This window comes from Salipaludibacillus keqinensis (genome assembly GCF_003226325.1).
Lineage (GTDB): Bacteria > Bacillota > Bacilli > Bacillales > Salisediminibacteriaceae > Salipaludibacillus > Salipaludibacillus keqinensis.
The window spans coordinates 898,735-916,011 of the sequence record NZ_PDOD01000002.1 but is presented as its reverse complement, the minus strand read 5'-3'; the positions used below and the strand labels follow the sequence as shown (position 1 = coordinate 916,011).

Annotated in this window: 15 protein-coding genes; 11 read left to right on the top strand and 4 right to left on the bottom strand. The window is 38.8% G+C overall.

Annotated elements, in window-relative coordinates; translation table 11 throughout:
• Nucleotides 1–112: 112 nt before the first annotated feature.
• Nucleotides 113–970: a YtnP family quorum-quenching lactonase gene (locus tag CR194_RS11700; RefSeq protein WP_110609999.1), complete on the top strand. Its 858-nt coding sequence runs from the start codon at nt 113–115 to the stop codon at nt 968–970.
• 78 nt (nt 971–1,048) lie between these two features.
• Here the strand turns inward: CR194_RS11700 and CR194_RS11695 are convergent, their stop codons facing one another.
• Nucleotides 1,049–3,427 (bottom strand): S8 family serine peptidase, encoded by a 2,379-nt coding sequence (locus CR194_RS11695; RefSeq protein WP_233254326.1) that lies wholly within the window; start codon nt 3,425–3,427, stop codon nt 1,049–1,051.
• 632 nt (nt 3,428–4,059) lie between these two features.
• Entirely contained in the window at nt 4,060–4,434 is a 375-nt protein-coding gene (locus CR194_RS11690; RefSeq protein ID WP_233254325.1) for a PepSY domain-containing protein, read from the bottom strand.
• Between the two features lie 168 nt (nt 4,435–4,602).
• Here CR194_RS11690 and CR194_RS11685 point away from each other — a divergent pair, with 168 nt between their 5' ends.
• Together CR194_RS11685 and CR194_RS11680 are read left to right on the top strand one after the other, a co-directional pair.
• Nucleotides 4,603–5,676: a M42 family metallopeptidase gene (locus CR194_RS11685; RefSeq protein ID WP_110609828.1), complete on the top strand. Its 1,074-nt coding sequence runs from the start codon at nt 4,603–4,605 to the stop codon at nt 5,674–5,676.
• 126 nt (nt 5,677–5,802) lie between these two features.
• The gene (locus CR194_RS11680; protein WP_110609827.1) at nt 5,803–6,318 is read left to right on the top strand and encodes a DUF84 family protein; all 516 of its coding nucleotides are present in this window, start codon (nt 5,803–5,805) and stop codon (nt 6,316–6,318) included.
• 79 nt (nt 6,319–6,397) lie between these two features.
• Here the strand turns inward: CR194_RS11680 and CR194_RS11675 are convergent, their stop codons facing one another.
• Nucleotides 6,398–6,835, bottom strand: a complete 438-nt coding sequence (locus CR194_RS11675) for a YtoQ family protein (protein ID WP_110609826.1) — start codon at nt 6,833–6,835, stop codon at nt 6,398–6,400.
• Between the two features lie 229 nt (nt 6,836–7,064).
• Here CR194_RS11675 and CR194_RS11670 point away from each other — a divergent pair, with 229 nt between their 5' ends.
• The 8 genes from CR194_RS11670 (at nt 7,065) to murC (ending at nt 15,822) form a co-directional block, all read left to right on the top strand.
• Complete coding sequence (locus CR194_RS11670; RefSeq protein ID WP_110609825.1) at nt 7,065–8,090, top strand: PTS transporter subunit IIC; 1,026 nt, start codon at nt 7,065–7,067, stop codon at nt 8,088–8,090.
• A gap of 15 nt (nt 8,091–8,105) precedes the next feature.
• A complete protein-coding gene (locus tag CR194_RS11665) occupies nt 8,106–8,426 on the top strand; it encodes a thioredoxin family protein (protein ID WP_110609824.1) in 321 nt (106 codons plus the stop codon).
• Between the two features lie 246 nt (nt 8,427–8,672).
• Entirely contained in the window at nt 8,673–9,482 is an 810-nt protein-coding gene (locus CR194_RS11660; protein WP_110609823.1) for a DUF1444 domain-containing protein, read from the top strand.
• A gap of 229 nt (nt 9,483–9,711) precedes the next feature.
• On the top strand, nt 9,712–11,925 hold the full coding sequence (locus CR194_RS11655) for a DNA translocase FtsK (protein WP_110609822.1): 2,214 nt from the start codon (nt 9,712–9,714) through the stop codon (nt 11,923–11,925).
• A gap of 235 nt (nt 11,926–12,160) precedes the next feature.
• A complete protein-coding gene (locus CR194_RS11650) occupies nt 12,161–12,349 on the top strand; it encodes a hypothetical protein (RefSeq protein ID WP_110609821.1) in 189 nt (62 codons plus the stop codon).
• Nucleotides 12,350–12,381: 32 nt separating this feature from the next.
• Nucleotides 12,382–13,485, top strand: a complete 1,104-nt coding sequence (locus tag CR194_RS11645; RefSeq protein WP_110609820.1) for a nicotinate phosphoribosyltransferase — start codon at nt 12,382–12,384, stop codon at nt 13,483–13,485.
• A 178-nt stretch (nt 13,486–13,663) separates the two neighbouring features.
• Nucleotides 13,664–14,332, top strand: a complete 669-nt coding sequence (locus CR194_RS11640) for a hypothetical protein (protein ID WP_110609819.1) — start codon at nt 13,664–13,666, stop codon at nt 14,330–14,332.
• Between the two features lie 194 nt (nt 14,333–14,526).
• Entirely contained in the window at nt 14,527–15,822 is a 1,296-nt protein-coding gene (gene murC / locus CR194_RS11635) for a UDP-N-acetylmuramate--L-alanine ligase (protein WP_110609818.1), read from the top strand.
• Nucleotides 15,823–16,038: 216 nt separating this feature from the next.
• On the opposite strand, the gene CR194_RS11630 is transcribed toward murC, so the two are convergent.
• Entirely contained in the window at nt 16,039–17,154 is a 1,116-nt protein-coding gene (locus tag CR194_RS11630; RefSeq protein WP_110609817.1) for an aminopeptidase, read from the bottom strand.
• Between the last annotated feature and the right edge of the window lie 123 nt (nt 17,155–17,277).

The window sequence follows — 17,277 nt, the reverse complement described above, 5'->3', positions numbered from 1 at the left end:
TTGAGGTCAAACTCTTTGAAGTTGATAAGCTGTTCTGACAGGTTAATCATGCTTCGACGCAGAAGAGGTATACTGATCTAAATAAAAAAGGTGGGATAAACACAAGATGGCAATGGAGCAATGGAAAATCTCAGATGATGTAACACTCACATGGTTAAACGGAGGAGACACCCATATGGATGGGGGAGCGATGTTTGGCGTTGTGCCAAAAGCGCTATGGTCAAAAAAATATCCTGTAAACGACCGAAATCAAATTGAATTAAGATCTGATCCGATTCTTATTCAAGCAGATGGTAAAAACCTTTTGCTTGAAGCAGGCATGGGGAATGATAAACTTTCTGAAAAAGCGAAAAAAAACTATGGTATGACGGAAGAATCAGCGATTAATACCAATTTGAAGGAACTTGGTTTAACTAGAGAAGATATTGATGAAGTTCTAATGACGCATATGCACTTCGACCATGCCAGTGGCTTAACAATGTGGCAAGACGACCAGTTGGTTTCTACATTTCCAAACGCGATCATCCACGTTCAAGAAACGGAGTGGGATGAGATACGTCATCCAAATATTCGTTCTAGAAACACTTACTTTGAAGAGAATTGGAAAGCGATCTCTGGTCAAGTAAAAACGTTTAAAGATGAAAAGGAAGTTCTTCAGGGTATTCGTCTAATTCATACGGGCGGGCACAGCGCCGGCCATTGTATCTTTCACATAAAGCGAGGTGGTCAAGAGGTCTGGCATATGGCAGATATTATGCCGACACACGCCCATCAAAACGTTCTATGGGTTCTTGCCTATGATGATTACCCAATCGATTCCATCGCCAAGAAGCAACAGTATGTCTTACCGGCAATTGAAAAAGAATCTTGGTTTATGTTTTATCATGATTATAAATATCGCCTATTAAAGTGGGATTCTTCTGGAAAAGAAGTGATTGATAGTCTTGAACGAGACCGATCGAATGAGTAAGAAATCTCTATAGAAAGAAAAAGCTGTTCAAAGGAATTCACCCCTTTGAACAGCTTTTATTGTTATGCTAAGTTAAAATTATTTTTCAAAATAGCCAACCACATATCCTTCTTCCACATCACCTTTACCGATAAATGTAACAAAAGCATACTCTCCAGGTGGAAGCAGATCATAAAAGTCTGAAGCATCCGCTGTAAGATCATGTTCCCCTTGAGGCAGGTTGCCAAATTCCTCTACAAAGGCCACTGGAGCTAGTCCAGCAGTGAAAATATACGTCTCTACGTAATCTACATCACGATTTAAATTTAAATAAAAGTCGAAGATTCCTTCATCGCTTACGCTAGTGATCCCTCCATAGCTCAAGTGAGGATAATCAGGGTCCATCACGAAAAGAATAGTCGGTACCTCGATCTCATCATTACCATGAGTGAGAGTGATCATCCCTTCATAATATCCTGCCTCTAATCCACTTGCATTCACTTCAACATTCATGTTTACCTTTTGACTTTTGCCTGCTTTCACATTCAAGTTATTATTCGTACTTACTCGAATACTATCACTACCATCGTAAATATCTACATCAATCTCGTAACGCTTTCTCTCGTTGGAGAGATTCATAATTTCAAAGTGCTGGCGTTCCACTTGTCGGCCATTCTCTTTTTCAAAGACACCGAAAGAGTAAGAGCCTGGCGTGACTAATGTTTCGGTTGTTAATGCTTCTACAAGACGAATACTACCAGCGCCTTGAGTATTGAATGGATAAACATTTCCGTCAGCGTCACTGATTGACTCTGCTGTGTTCATTAATGCAGCTTTGACCTGATCGGTATTCCAATCGGGATTGTTCTCTAATAAGAGTGCTGCAGCCCCTGCTACGTGAGGAGCGGACATGCTTGTTCCTTGAAGAGATGCATAACTGTCATCAGGGAATGTGCTGACGATATCTACACCTGGTGCTGAAACGTCAGGCTTAATCATCCATGTACCATATACTGGTCCTCTGGAAGAAAAGTCAGCCACCGTTTCTCCAACTTCTCTAGCAAAATCAATCTCAAAACTCACTTCATTATTCCCGTTTTCCAGTTCTTCAAGCATTTTTTGACCATCAGCGGCAGTTAGTTTCAATGTTGGAACGTCCATTCCAGGAATGACGAATGGAATCGGACCGTCTGCGTTATTGTAAACAATAACTCCAACAGCTCCATTTGCAGCAGCATTTTCAGCCATTTCCACGAATGGGATCGCCCCACGTGAAATAAGTGCAATATTTCCTTCTGCATCTGTTCCTTCAAAATCCGCTACTGTACCAAAACCTGCATTGAAGAATTCATACACCCCCTCATTAAGGGCAAGTAAGTCTTCATCATTACTGAATCCCATGACTTCCGTAGAAGGGTATTCTGTTCCTTCACTAGTGAATAGAGTAGCATCATATTCGTTGTATGGAAGTTGAGTGGCACCGACAGAAATGGCTTCACGACTCGTTCCAGGTGAACCGACGGTCCAATTGTTAGGTCCGCTGTTCCCATTGGACGTCACCGCAACAACTCCTTCAGCCATTGCCCAATCAAGTGCAATCGATGTTGCCCAATCGGCATCATTTATGCTTGCTCCAAGGGAAAGGTTCATAACATCTGCACCATCTTGCACAGCTAATTCAATCCCAGCCACAACGTCTGCAGTTGTTCCACCATTAGGACCTAGAACTCGATAGCCAAGAAGGCTAGCGTCAGGTGCAACACCTTGGATTCTTCCATTGGCGGCGATTGTTCCAGCCACGTGAGTTCCATGATATTGTCCTGGACCTTCTTGTGGATCGTCATTATTATCTACAAAGTCATAACCTTTATAATCACCAAAAGCATGGGCAAGGTCTGGGTGAGTATAATCCACACCAGTATCAATAACTGCTACTGTCACACCTTGACCAGTAATACCTAAATCTTCCCATACTTCATTGGCTCCAATGAAAGGGGCACTGTCCATCATTGCTGGTGAAAAAGCTTCATCAGAAATCAACTCAGGCTCAAATTCGTTCGCTTCGTAAGAAATTGAAGGATAGATGGCTTGTACACCGTCAACTTCAGTTAATTGAAGAACCTCTTTTTCAGTTAACGTTAAAGCTAAACCAGAAAATAAGTAGTCATATTCTCGGTCAACTTGACTATCCGGCAACTTAGCAGAGATGTCTGCGATGACTTTATCTCTGGCTGACTCAATCTTTCCTTTTGATTGCGATTTCCCTTTATGTTTTGCTTCTACTACAGATGGCTCGTCTAATTGAATCATGACAGTGACGTCGTCATCGGACGAAAAATCATAGGATCCTTTTAATTCCGTTAAACTTTCAAAAGAACGATCTGGTGTTTGCCCCATCGCCATTCCACCAAAACTAGACAAAAATAACAAAGTACTGAGAAAAATAAATGCGCTTTTCTTTTTTAATATACCTTTCAAAAAAACCCCTCCTAAAATAATTTAAAATGAGACTCTGTTTAATTCCCATGAAGCTGTCCGCTCCTTTGTGCTCAAATCAATACTCTTGTAAAAGAGAAATGAGGTTAAACAAAGTCAAAATTGTTATTCGTACCAAAACCGTTGAAATGAATCACCTCCAAAAATCGATAAAAAATGATTTGATTTATTTTCTACTCTTCTTTTATTTCGGTTGTCGATAGATTTTTTCCTTGCAACAATTGGATCATTATTCTAAATTTTCTAAATAAGTATGAGTTTAGAATAGTTAGGAAATCAAGCTCTTACTCCTATTAGACCAAATTTTCTACAAAATACGACAAATTTTTATGAGTCCTAAGATAGGTAAATAAAACAAAAAAAGATAAAAAAAATAACCGTTTATGAAAAAAATGAAATACAGAGGGAGAGAAGGGGGTAAGGAAACTTAAGGGGGAAAATGAAATGGGTCAAAAGAACGAATTAGATTTAGGACTTTTAAATACCAGTTCGTTGATAGGGCATTCGGGAATATGAATTCCGAGTTTTAATGGAAATCACGTTAGGAGAGTGACAAAGCAACTGTATAATCTAATGAAAAAAACCTCACAGAAAAGTCTGTGAGGTACTGAATACTAATTATCTTGTTTATTCAAGGCAAGGACAGTTCCAGTGGAGGAATCTACAAAAAATTCATAGGCATCCATTTTTCCATTTTCATCTGAACAAGTAATACCGCCACGATAGACTTGATACAACAAATGGTCATGCTCAAATTCTTCCGTAACCATATGTACCCAAGATCCCTCAATGGTTCCGAGATTGGTGGTTTTTCGTTTAACTAATTTCAAAGCTTTTTCCGGTGATAGTTTTCCATCTGTTTTATCCAGCTGATTTTTTGCAAGAATGGTAACAGCTACCCCAGCTCCTACACCTGCTGCGAATCGTTTCCAACCCATGAAATACACCTTCTTTCTAAGAATAATAAATAATCTTGTAATGGCTTTCATTCTAAGTATATCGAAACATCATCTAAAAGCCAATCTTCTTCAAAATTTTAAATAAAATAACAAAAATGAATTAGGGGAAATTGTTTCGTATTACGAAAAAAGTGGAAACCATTCTGACTATTCGTTAAAATGATAAGGAAGATACATAAACATAGGAGGAGTTTTTTTATGAATCAAGAAACGTATCAAATGTTTGAAACATTGACTCAGCTTCCTGGAGCACCAGGGTTTGAACATGAAGTAAGAGCATACGTAAAGAAACAATTAGGTCAATATAGTGATGAAGTGATTCAAGACGGCTTAGGTGGAGTGTTTGGTGTCAAGCGAGGGAATGAACAAGGTCCCAAAGTAATGGTAGCCGGACACATGGATGAAGTCGGTTTCATGGTGACTTCAGTAGATGAAAAAGGGTTGATTCGCTTTCAAACATTAGGCGGTTGGTGGAGTCAAGTATTACTTGCTCAACGATTGCAAATTATTACTGATAGTGGTCCAGTCACTGGTGTTGTTGGTTCTGTGCCCCCTCACCTACTAGATGAGGCAAAGCGTAGTAAACCTATGGAAATTAAAAATATGTACATCGATATTGGTGCAGATGACCATGCTGATGCGATGAAAATTGGTATTAAACCGGGGCAGCAAATTGTTCCAATCTGTCCTATGGAGACACTAGCAAATAACAAAAAAGTGTTGGCGAAAGCTTGGGATAACCGCTATGGTGTAGGACTATCAATTGAATTATTAAAAGAGTTAAAAGGGGAAAAAACACCAAATATATTATTTTCCGGAGCCACTGTACAAGAGGAAGTTGGTCTTCGAGGTGCTCAAGTCGCAGCAAACATGATTCAGCCCGATATTTTTTATGCACTTGACGCCAGTCCAGCTAACGATGCGTCCGGTGAAAAAGATGCCTTTGGACATTTAGGTAAAGGTGCATTATTAAGGATATTTGATCGTACGATGGTGACCCATCGTGGAATGAGGGAATTTATTCTAGATACAGCTGAGACGAATAATATTCCTTATCAGTTCTTTATATCACAAGGTGGAACGGATGCTGGGAGAGTGCATATTTCCAATAGCGGGGTACCATCTGCAGTGATAGGAATTTGTTCAAGATATATTCATACTGCTGCATCAATGATTCACATTGATGATTACGCAGCGGCTAAAGAGTTAATTACAACTCTAGTTCGCCAAACAGATCAAACGACTTTAAAAACCATTCGTGATAATGTGTAATAGAAACCATCTAGTCTCGATTCATTAATCGAGACTTCTTTTTTTGGATTTGGTCATACTCTTAGAAGAAGGACGATGCGCTTAACGGAGACTGATTAAGTAGGAATGAAGGAGAAGGAGTATTTTATGAGACCGACACTCTATGTGGGTTCAGAAAACCCAGCAAAAATTGCCTCAGTTAAAGCTGTGTTTGGACAAGAATATGTCATTAAAGGGGTGAATGCTCCTTCATCTGTGTCTTCTCAGCCATTCTCTGATAGGGAAACGAAAGAAGGAGCTTTAAACAGAGCTAACTTTCTTATTCATGATCAACAAGCAGAATTAGCCATTGGCCTCGAGGGAGGAGTGATGACCATCGATGATGAGTTGTTTTTGTGTAATTGGGGGGCTCTCGTCTCGAAAGATAAGCATCTGTTTGTGGCATCTGGCGCTAGAATCCCCTTGCCTAAGTCGATTGCTAGAATGGTTCAAGAAGGAAAAGAGCTAGGGGATGCGATGGATTCCTGGTTAAATGAGAGAGATGTGCGTAAAGGTCAAGGGGCAGTAGGCATTTTCACGGCAGGAAATGTAAACCGTGCAGAGATGTTTATTCATATTAATAAGCTCTTGTTTGGTCAATACAAAAGATTTCTTAAAGATTAGGCTATGATAAAAAAGATCATCAACTTCATTTAAAGTTGATGATCTTTTTTCAGTTCAATAAGATTTACTTATTTCAAACCTATTCTTCAAAAATATAAGATAAAGCTTGGATTGCTTGATCTATATTCTCCACCGTCACTTGTGCTTTTTCGGAAAGCTCCTTTAATGGGTGATGAAGCTCTTTAGGTCGGACTACTATAAGAGGTTTATTCAAGGCAACTGCTGATGCTGCATCTGCTGCGCTATTCCATTGCTTATACTTATCACCAAACAAAGCGATCACAACATCTGATTTCTCCATTAACACTTGTGTCCGTAAATTATTGATCTTTGAAGCTGCGTCGTCTTTGAAAATAGAGTTAGGTTGCTCACCTAATATTTCTTCGCCGATATTGTCTGAACGGTCATGGTTTTCCATCGGTCCAACAAAGTGAAGAGGTAAATTTTTTGCTTTCTCCTTTACTTCGCTTCTCCAGTTATCGTGGATTTGACCTGCTAAATACACGGTTAAGTTCATCGTTGATCTCCTCCTTAAAAGTTACATCCAGTTTATGTTTTTCCCTGATCACATGAAAAGAAAACAATATTTATCCTTGCAAAGTGAAAAGGATGATTGTGTTATGGTATATTTGAAAATAATAGAACTGAAAAGGTTCAAACCGTGGGTTAAGTGAACGATGCGGCTACTTCTTGTTCCATAGATATTTTAAAAAGGATAATAAATTTCATACGTTAAGGGGTTTGTCATGAGAGAGTTTTTCAAGCGTAAAGGAATAGAACCAACATTTCAAAACTATGTCGTAAACACGTTAAGTTACATGGCTTTAGGATTATTTTCCTCTTTAATTATCGGATTGATTATGGAAACGATTGGTTCCCAACTTGAAGGTGTGGTACCGGGGGCTTCTCTTTTAGTTCAGATGGGTCAAACAGCGATGAGTCTCTCAGGTCCAGCCATTGGAGTTGCAGTGGCCTATGGACTAGGTGCGCCGCGACTTGTATTATTTGCTGCAGTCGTTAGTGGTGCCGCAGGGGGTGAAATGGCAGGTCCAGTTGGTAGCTTTCTGGCAGCGTTAATTTCTACTGAAATTGGAAAAATGGTTTCTCAAGAAACAAAAATAGATATTATTGTCACTCCTCTCGTTACTATTATTACAGGTGTTGGAAGCGCTATGTTGATTGGACCACCTATTGCAAGCATAGTAAGTCAATTTGGTCAATTTATCATGTGGGCGACGGAGCAGCAACCATTTTTGATGGGAGTACTAGTTGCCGTATTTATGGGACTTGCTCTAACTGCCCCAATCTCAAGTGCAGCCATTGCCATTATGCTGGGGCTTGAAGGAATAGCTGCAGGGGCTGCCACTGTTGGCTGTGCTTCTCAAATGATTGGTTTTGCAGTGAGTAGCTTTCGAGAAAACCGCTGGTCAGGGTTATTAGCTTTAGGAATCGGTACGTCTATGTTACAAATTGCAAACATCGTGAAAAATCCTGCCATTCTCATCCCTCCAACTGTTACGGCAGCCATTGTCGGTCCTTTATCAACAATGGTGTTTTATATGGAAAACAATCAAGCGGGGGCAGGCATGGGAACCAGTGGCTTTGTAGGACAGATTATGACAATCCATACAATGGGGAGTGGTATGTCCGTCATCTTAAGTATTATTTTGCTGCATTTTCTATTACCCGCTATACTTAGTTTCGTATTATCTGAATGGTTAAGAAAAAAGAATATCATTAAATTAGGAGATATGGCCATCGAGAGGTCATAAGAAGGAGTGTTTGTCATGGAAGAACTAAAATCAATGGAACATTATCAAGAAGTCATTCAAGAAGAAGGTTCCGTACTGATGTTCACAGCAGGATGGTGTCCAGACTGCGTTGTGATTGAACCTGTTTTACCTGAATTACAACAAAATCATCGTGATTTGAATTTTTACAAAGTAAATCGTGATGAGTTTATTGAATTGTGCCAAGATCTACAGATTTTTGGTATTCCTAGTTTTCTTGTATTTAAAAAGGGAGAAGAAATCCATCGTTTTGTCAGTAAAGACCGAAAGTCAAAAGAAGAAATTGATTCTTTTTTGACGGAAGCAAAACAAAAATAAATTCAATTTAAGCGGCTCTCTAGGGGGCTGCTTTTTTCAAAAGATTAAGAAAGATTCGGCCCATGCTTTCATACAGCAATAAAGTATTTTTATAAAACTTCGTTTATTTGATCATATAAAAAGTTATCACTTGGGCTCCGTTAGAATAGATCCTTCTCCTTTCAGCTGACGAACTGCCGCTAAATGCAGAATCATTGGTGAATAATGAACATCATGTTAAAATGGGAACGTACTGGAGGTATTAAGATGAAACCAATTCAATTAAAACGTGAAATAGAGAGTCAATTAACCAACGAACATTGGGTAACATCCTTTGATAGAGAACAAGGAACCTTAAGAATTATTGATAAAAGAGTTGATAAAGGGTTGACAATCAATTTGGCTAACTTAGCGCCGAAATTTGAAGAAAACAAAGAGCAAGCTTTGGAAGATACTATGAAAACAATTAAAGAAGGATTAACGCTGTTAACGACTGAAGTGAAGCTAGCTGGAAATGAAAGTCACATCTTCCCGGTTATCCGCTCCACATCCTTTGAAACGGAAACAAATGACGGCCGTAAATTGCTTCATGCAGATCACACTGCTGAAACAAGAGTGTTTTATGCCGTGGACCAAGGAGCTTCTTATTCATTAATTGATGAAGAAATGCTTGCGAAGGAAGGGAAAACATTTCAAGAAATTCAAGAGGCCGCTAAATTTAATCTTCGGTCGTTAAAACATACGATGAAACAGGACAAAGTAGCGGGAAATACATTTTATTTTTTAAGTATGGATGATGGCTATGATGCCAGTAGAATCCTTAACGAGTCCTTACTTAAAGAAATGTCCGATAAAGCTTTAGGGGAATTAGCTGTAGCGATCCCTCATCACGATGTGCTTATATTTGCAGACATTCAAAATGAAACCGGCTACGATGTTCTTGCACAAATGGTCTTTCAGTTCTTTTCCCAAGGCAGAGTCCCTTTAACTGCTTTGCCGTTTATGTATGAGAACGGAGAACTAGAGCCAATCTTTATTCTCGCGCAGAAAAAGCCTAAAGAAGCGAAAAAAGATTGATGATTTTCCCTGTTTCTAAAGGTAAAATGAAAGAAGTACTTAAAAAGAATCACCTTAAAGGTGGTTCTTTTTTCGAGTGATTAGAAAGTCTCCATTTGCACCATGTGTTTATAATAGAGGATGTAAGGGACTAGAGTGATGATCTCCAGTTCTATTTTTCTTATGAAGAAAAGCCAGAAATAAATTTGAGAAGATCAAAACAATCGTTATAAGGAATAGGTGATGATAGATGGATAAGAAGGCACTAAATAACTATTTTTTCAAAATAAAGAAATGGATGTTTCCAGACAACGAAGAAGAGAAAACACTGCCAGAAAAGCAGTCATTTAAAAATACATATGCCTCTAACAGAAACGTGGATAAAAATAAAGATGAAGTGAGAATGATTAGCCAATATCCTAAACACGGGTCCTTTCGTTTTCCCCTGATCGAAGATGAGGAACCTAGAAAGATAAACGTGATTGAAAAGAATCAAAAAAGTACAACGGAAAAAGAAGAGGAAAAAGAAGAGGAAAAAGTGGTGAGTCCTCACGGTACTTCAATTTCTAAGAAGACAAAAGAGAAGTTTCAAGGGCATCACTTCGCCGTTCAAACCATTCCTTCGCCAATCTATGGTTACCAACCGAGAAAGAATCAAGATAAGAACCAATCGGATGCATGGACAAACAAAGAAGAAGCACCAGAAAAACAAAATATTAAGGAGCAAAATGACGATAGTTTGAAAGGAAAAGATGAAGTTTATGTAAGTGACTTTCATAAAGAACAGAAGGAAGCGGTGGATTCTAGCAAGAATGTCAAAGAGAACATCGTTCCATTTAAACCTAAAGCGAATAATAATAGACGAACAGTCAAACGAGTGGATGAACGTGAACAAACTATAAAGAAAAATGTTCAAATTAAAACTGAAGATACTGAAAATATAGAAGAAAAACAACCAAGTAGATCCTTTAGACAAACCGTACAACCCATCCGTCAGATTGATGACAATATTAGCGAGTGGGACTATAAGAAAAATGACTCATCTGTTCAAGAGAGTTCGAATCGTTCATCTGCGTACGCGTTCCCACCTCTTCATCTTTTAAATATGCCTACAATAAGATCGAATGAAGACCAATCTTGGCTTGATGAGCAGACAAAGAAATTAAATGAAACGTTCGATTATTTTCATATTCGAGCAGAAGTGGTTCATGTGACAAAGGGGCCAAGTGTCACGAGATTTGAAGTGCACCCTGAACCAGGGGTGAAAGTGAGCAAAATCGTCAACTTAACAGATGATTTAAAGTTGAGTTTGGCCGCGAAAGATATTCGCATTGAAGCTCCTATTCCTGGAAAAAGTACAGTAGGTATTGAGGTACCAAATGATGTTTCCGAACCGGTATTTTTAAGAGGGATTTTGCAACACCCAACATTTAAACAAGCCAAATCCCCGTTGACGGTAGCTATGGGAATGGATATTTCAGGTGAACCGGTGGTCACCGACTTGCAAAAAATGCCTCATGGATTAATTGCTGGTTCTACAGGGTCAGGGAAAAGTGTGTGTGTCAATTCAATCTTGACGAGTATAGTATATAAGGCATCCCCTGAAGAAGTACGTTTATTGTTAATCGACCCTAAAATGGTTGAGCTTGCGCCATATAATGACATCCCCCACCTTGCTGCTCCAGTAATTACTGATCCTAAAGAAGCAACGGAAGGATTGAAATGGGCAGTACTAGAGATGGAAAGACGTTATGAATGTTTTGCTGAAGAGGGTGCAAGAGATATATCCCGATATAATGAGAAAATGGATCGTTCAGGCCAAACAGATAAACGCCTCCCTTACTTACTAATTGTAGTTGATGAACTGGCAGATCTGATGATGGTGTCCCCACAGGAAGTTGAAGATTCCATCTGTCGTATTGCCCAGAAAGCGAGAGCGTGCGGCATTCATTTACTTGTAGCTACTCAACGACCTTCAGTGGACGTCATTACAGGGTTAATTAAAGCAAATATTCCTACTAGAGTGGCCTTTTCTGTTTCTTCTCAAGCCGATTCCAGAACCATTCTTGATGGAGGCGGAGCGGAAAGGTTGTTAGGTAAAGGAGATATGCTTCTTCTAGAAAGTGGAAGATCTAAGCCTGTTCGAATTCAAGGAACATTTGTCTCAGACGATGAAATAGATCGAGTCGTTGATTACGTAAAAGAATCAACTTTCTCCGGCTTTTTATTTGAAAAAGATGAATTAAAGGAGCAGGTGGCTGTTGAGGCAGAGGATGATCTTTTTGAAGAAGTGTGTGAATTTGTTTTAGAGCAGCAAACAGCTTCCGCATCACTTCTACAAAGACGTTTCAGGATGGGTTACAACCGTGCAGCGAGGTTAATTGATGATATGGAAGCTCGCGGCATCGTATCTCCTGCTCGAGGTAGTAAACCAAGAGATGTATATTTGACAAAACAGGACTAAAAAGAAGAAAATAGATAAAAGAGGAATTAAGACTACACATGACTCCTTTTTTTCTATACAATGTTTATCATATAGCTTGTTCCACGAACACGGTCACAATTGAATAAGGGATCCGCGAATACTTTTCAGGTGATGAAGAGAAAAACGAAGAATATGCTAGCGTAGTGACTCACATCGATTTCGTTTGCTTCAATCTTCACGCGAGATCGAACTAAAACCAGGGAGGGATGTTCAAATGCAACAGATGTCTTTGGAAAATTTGGTTCAATATGTATCTCCGCAGTGGCTTCACCTTTTAAGACTAGAAGAACGATCCCAATTTATCGTGTTAAGAAATGGGATTCAAAAAGTAAACGAGCATGATGTTGCTGAAATTATGGAAGCCGTTATTCAAGAGCATTCTAAAGAAACCCTTTATCATTAAGTTGAAGTAGGGAAGTTCAAGGAGATAAATTAATGAAGGAAATTGGTCTGAAGCTTGAAGGTAAAATAAAAAGGTTAACGAATAAGACGTTTAAATTTGATGAGAGAGTAGGCGAAGGCTGGTTTTCGGCCGTTTATTTTCTCAAAACAAAAGAAATTGCTGAAAAGTACAAGCCAGATAATGTCGTGACTATGCAGTTTTTTCAAAAGTCTCAGTCGGTATTGTGTGGTACCGATGAAGTCCTTGCCTTATTAGAAACATTCGCTACTAAACCTGAAGAGTTAGAAGTTTACTCTTTGGAAGATGGAGACAAAGTAGATCCTTTTGAAACAGTGATGACGATCAAAGGGCCTTACCAACATTTTGGATTTTTAGAAGGGGTCATCGATGGAATCTTTGCTCGCAGAACATCTGTAGCAACTAATGTGTATGAAGTGGTTAAAGCTGCAAAATCATCAGGAGTGGAAAAGCCAGTTATTTTCATGGGAGATAGAGACGATCACTTTATGATGCAATCAGGTGATGGCTATGCAGCGTATATAGGTGGTTCCAAAGCCCAGGCTACTCATGCTATGAATGAATGGTGGGGCAAAAGAGGAATGGGGACCATGCCTCACGCTCTGATTCAATTGTTCGAAGGAGACGTTGTTGAAGCTACGAAAGCCTACAAAGAAACCTATCCCGATGACGGACTATTGGCTTTAGTCGACTACAATAATGATGTCATTACGGATTCCCTTAAAGTCGCGAGGGCTTTTGGGAATGAATTAGAAGGAGTAAGGGTAGATACGTCTAATCATTTAATTGACAAGTATTTCAATAGACACCCTGAGGTTCTAGGGACGTTTGATCCTCGTGGTGTTAACCCTAAACTTTTGTTTGCTCTTAGGGAAGCGCTAGACATAGAAGGGTTTCAACATGTTAAAATTGTTGCTTCAGGTGGGTTTGATGCCAAACGCATTGAAAGGTATGAGAGAATCGGCGCTCCAGTGGATATGTATGGTGTAGGGAGTAGTCTTCTCAATATTCATATCGGCTTCACAGGTGACAGTGTTACATTAAATGGACAGCCTCAAGCGAAAACAGGACGCAAACTCCGTAAGAATGACCGATTACAAAAAATTGATTTAAATTAAATAAGAAGAAAAGCTGTTCAATTGTGTAAAGTTGAACAGCTTTTCTCTTTGATTTAATCATCGTGAAATAGAAACAGGGCAAGCTTATGAAAAAAGTATTGAAAGGTTTTTAGGGAATGAGTAAATAGAGATTGCTCGTTGTTATTATTTGAGCAGAACGATTAAAGGAGTATGTGAAATGGATCGTAAGAAAGCAGAATTTCTAGTAGATCTGCAGAAAGTAAAGAAATTTAAACAAAAAAAAGTGAATGGAATCTTTGCGGATCTTTATGATTGGATGTTTACCTATGTTGAATCGGAAACGAACCTTCGTGAGAAAGTTCGAGCAAAGCACCTGTTCCGTCATAAACTAGGATTAGAAACCGAACTAGAATTAGATAAGAATTTACAATTACATTTTGAGCATTGGTTATTATTTGATTATGTGACTGTAGTTGGTTCGAGATTACTCGATCTATTTGTTCGTACTAAAAAAACAGAGTTGTCAAAAGAGATGTTGGAGTTATCAGGAATTTTGATGCTCATGCACCTTGAGCCTATACGTGTTCATAAGGTGGAGAACGGACGAGTGATCTATACTCCTCTATTTAGTGAGGACAACAAGACACTGGAAGCTACACCCTATTTATTCTCAGCTAATCTAGAAGAAGGGGAATTAGTTTTCGCTCGGATAGCTTCCATTGGCTATGAGAAGAAGTTGATCGGTCCTACAATAAAAATTGACTCTAGAGAAGAAGATAAACTGATTAGTCAATTAGAAGCAGTATTTGCTAAAGGGAAGACAGTTTATAGAAGGTATTTAAAGGAATATGGCATTGACGCACTAAATTCTCAAAAACTTAGCTAACATCGGTAACTATGGGGCTAAATCGAGGAGTTGAATCTTTACAGAAAGAAGGACAACGGTTTGATGGTTCTTGGTTTCCTTTTTTGCTATAATGGGTTAACATTACCCATTTACTGCTTAGTTTAATTAATGTAAAACAGAATTCTTTAGTATAAATAAAGTTAAGATTTAAATCAGAACGTGGAGGTTCAATCATGACAGTTTACCATTTTATTGGAATTAAAGGATCGGGAATGAGCGCCTTAGCTCAAATACTAAATGATATGAAATATCAAGTGCAAGGTTCAGACGTGGACAAAGTATTTTTCACACAAAAGCCTTTAGAGCAAAAAGGAATTCCGATCCTTTCATTTGAAAAAGAGAATATTCGTCAAGGACAAACGATCATTGCTTCACCGGCTTATAATGAAAAGAATGCTGAAATTCAAGCAGCAGCAGAATTGAATATGGAGGTTCATTCATATCCTCACTTTTTGGGAGAATTCATCCAAAACTTCACTAGTATTGCTGTAACAGGTTCTCACGGCAAGACGACAACGACCGGACTTCTTTCTCATGTTTTAGGTGCGGCTAGACCGACATCCTACTTGATTGGCGATGGAACTGGCAAAGGGAAAGAAGAAAGTGAATATTTTGTTTTTGAAGCTTGTGAATATAGACGACACTTCTTGAATTATCACCCGGACTATGCAATTATGACCAACGTTGACTTTGACCATCCTGATTATTTCAAGGATGTCAGTGATGTGTTCCAAGCATTTCAAGAAATGGCGATGCAAGTAAAAAAGGCGATTATCGCTTGCGGTGATGATCAACATTTACAAGAATTGAACGCGCAAGTTCCGGTACTTTATTACGGGTTAAGTGAAGATAACGATTTCTATGCAAAGGATATTAGAACGGACGATCAAGGTACGCACTTTGATGTATATGTCCGAAGTTCATTGTATGGATCGTTTACCATCCCAGGATACGGTTCTCACCACGTGTTGAATGCTTTATCAATTATTGCATTATGTCACTATGAGGAGATCGAGTTGGAAACGGTTCAAGCTCAATTAAAAACGTTTCAAGGTGTGAAGAGACGTTTTACGGAAAAGAAACGAAAAGATCAAATTCTCATTGATGATTATGCTCATCATCCAACTGAGATTTCAGCGACGATCGAATCGGCTAAAAAGAAATATACAAATAAAGATGTAGTGGCGATATTTCAGCCTCATACGTTCACAAGAACAAAAGCGTTTTTAGATGAATTTGCAGCTAGCTTAAGTGAAGCGGATCATGTTTATTTATGCGATATTTTCTCTTCTGCAAGGGAGAAAGATGGGCAACTTTCTATTGAAGATTTACAAGATAAAATACCTAATGCCTCGCTAATTAAAGAAGAAGAAATGGACGTATTGCAAAAGCACGAAAAGGCTGTCCTTGTATTCATGGGAGCGGGAGATGTACAAAAGTTTCAGACGGCTTACGAAAAGACACTATAAACGACTAGAAAATTCAAATCATATAGCCAAAAGCCAACTCACATAAAACGAGTTGGCTTTTCCCTTTGGCTTATTCTTATAATCATGGATAACTGTCATAGCAGGAAAGTGAATCTACTAGGGACAGAACTCCTTATCAATTGCAAGAAGGGCGATTAAATCCGGATCTAACCAGTTCAAAAGCAATCTTTTTTTCTAAGAAGGAGTTTGCAATTCTTATTTCAAGTTTTCTGGATTTAATCCGTCTAATTCCGGGACGACAAAACGTCCATTTTCGCGAATGAGTTCACCGTCGAAATAAATATTTCCACCGCCATATTCGGGCCTTTGAATATGGACGAGATCCCAGTGGATGGAAGAATCGTTACCGTTATATGCATTTTCGTATGCTTGGCCTGGTGTGAAATGGAAACTGCCATCAATTTTTTCGTCGAACAAGATATCCTGCATTGGATGGAGAATGTGAGGGTTAACACCGATTGCGAATTCCCCGATATATCTAGCTCCTTCATCCGTATCAAAAATTTCATTTATTTTTTTTGTGTCGTTGGACGTAGCATCGATGATTTTCCCGTCTTTAAATGTTAGTTTCACATTTTCAAAGGTTGTTCCTTGGTACGGAGAAGCTGTGTTATAAGTAATTGTGCCGTTAACAGAATGCTTCACGGGAGCAGAATAAACTTCTCCATCAGGAATATTCAATCTTCCTGCACACTTAATTGCTGGAATGTCTTTAATTGAGAATGTAATGTCTGTATCTTTCCCTGTCAGTCTTACGGTATCAGTGTTATTCATACGCTTGACCAGTGCGTCCATCGCTAGTTCCATTTTGGCATAATCTAAGTTACAAACATTGAAGTAAAAATCTTCAAATCCTTCAGTGCTCATCTTAGCTAGCTGTGCCATAGAATGACTAGGATATCTGAGAACTACCCATTTTGTTTTTGCGATACGTATATGCCTGTGAACTTTAGTACCCACTGTTTGTTGATGTAAACTCATCTTCTCCGAAGGTACATCTGAAAGCTCATTTATATTATCACCAGCTCTAAGGCCAATGTAAGCATCCATTTGATCCATGACGTAGGCTTCAAACTCTGCGGTTTGTTCTTGTTGTTCTCTAGACGCTCCTATTAACAAACTACGGTTTATTTCATGCTCTTTAAGGGAAACAAAGGGAATAGCATCAGCTTTATAAGCTTCTTCTACCAATGCTTTCACCAATTCTTTTTGGACACCGAAGTTTTCGATCAGAATTTTTTCTCCCTTTTGAAGATTGACAGAATAATGTATTAGATTTTGAGCTAGTTTCGTCACGCGAGGATCTCTCATCGTTTGCCTCCTTGATTTTATTGGTATGATTACCATTTCTATTCTACACACTTCTTTCCAAATTAACCAGAATAGAGGGTGGAACGGCAATAATTCGCGAATCATAGCAGGAAATTTCGCAAA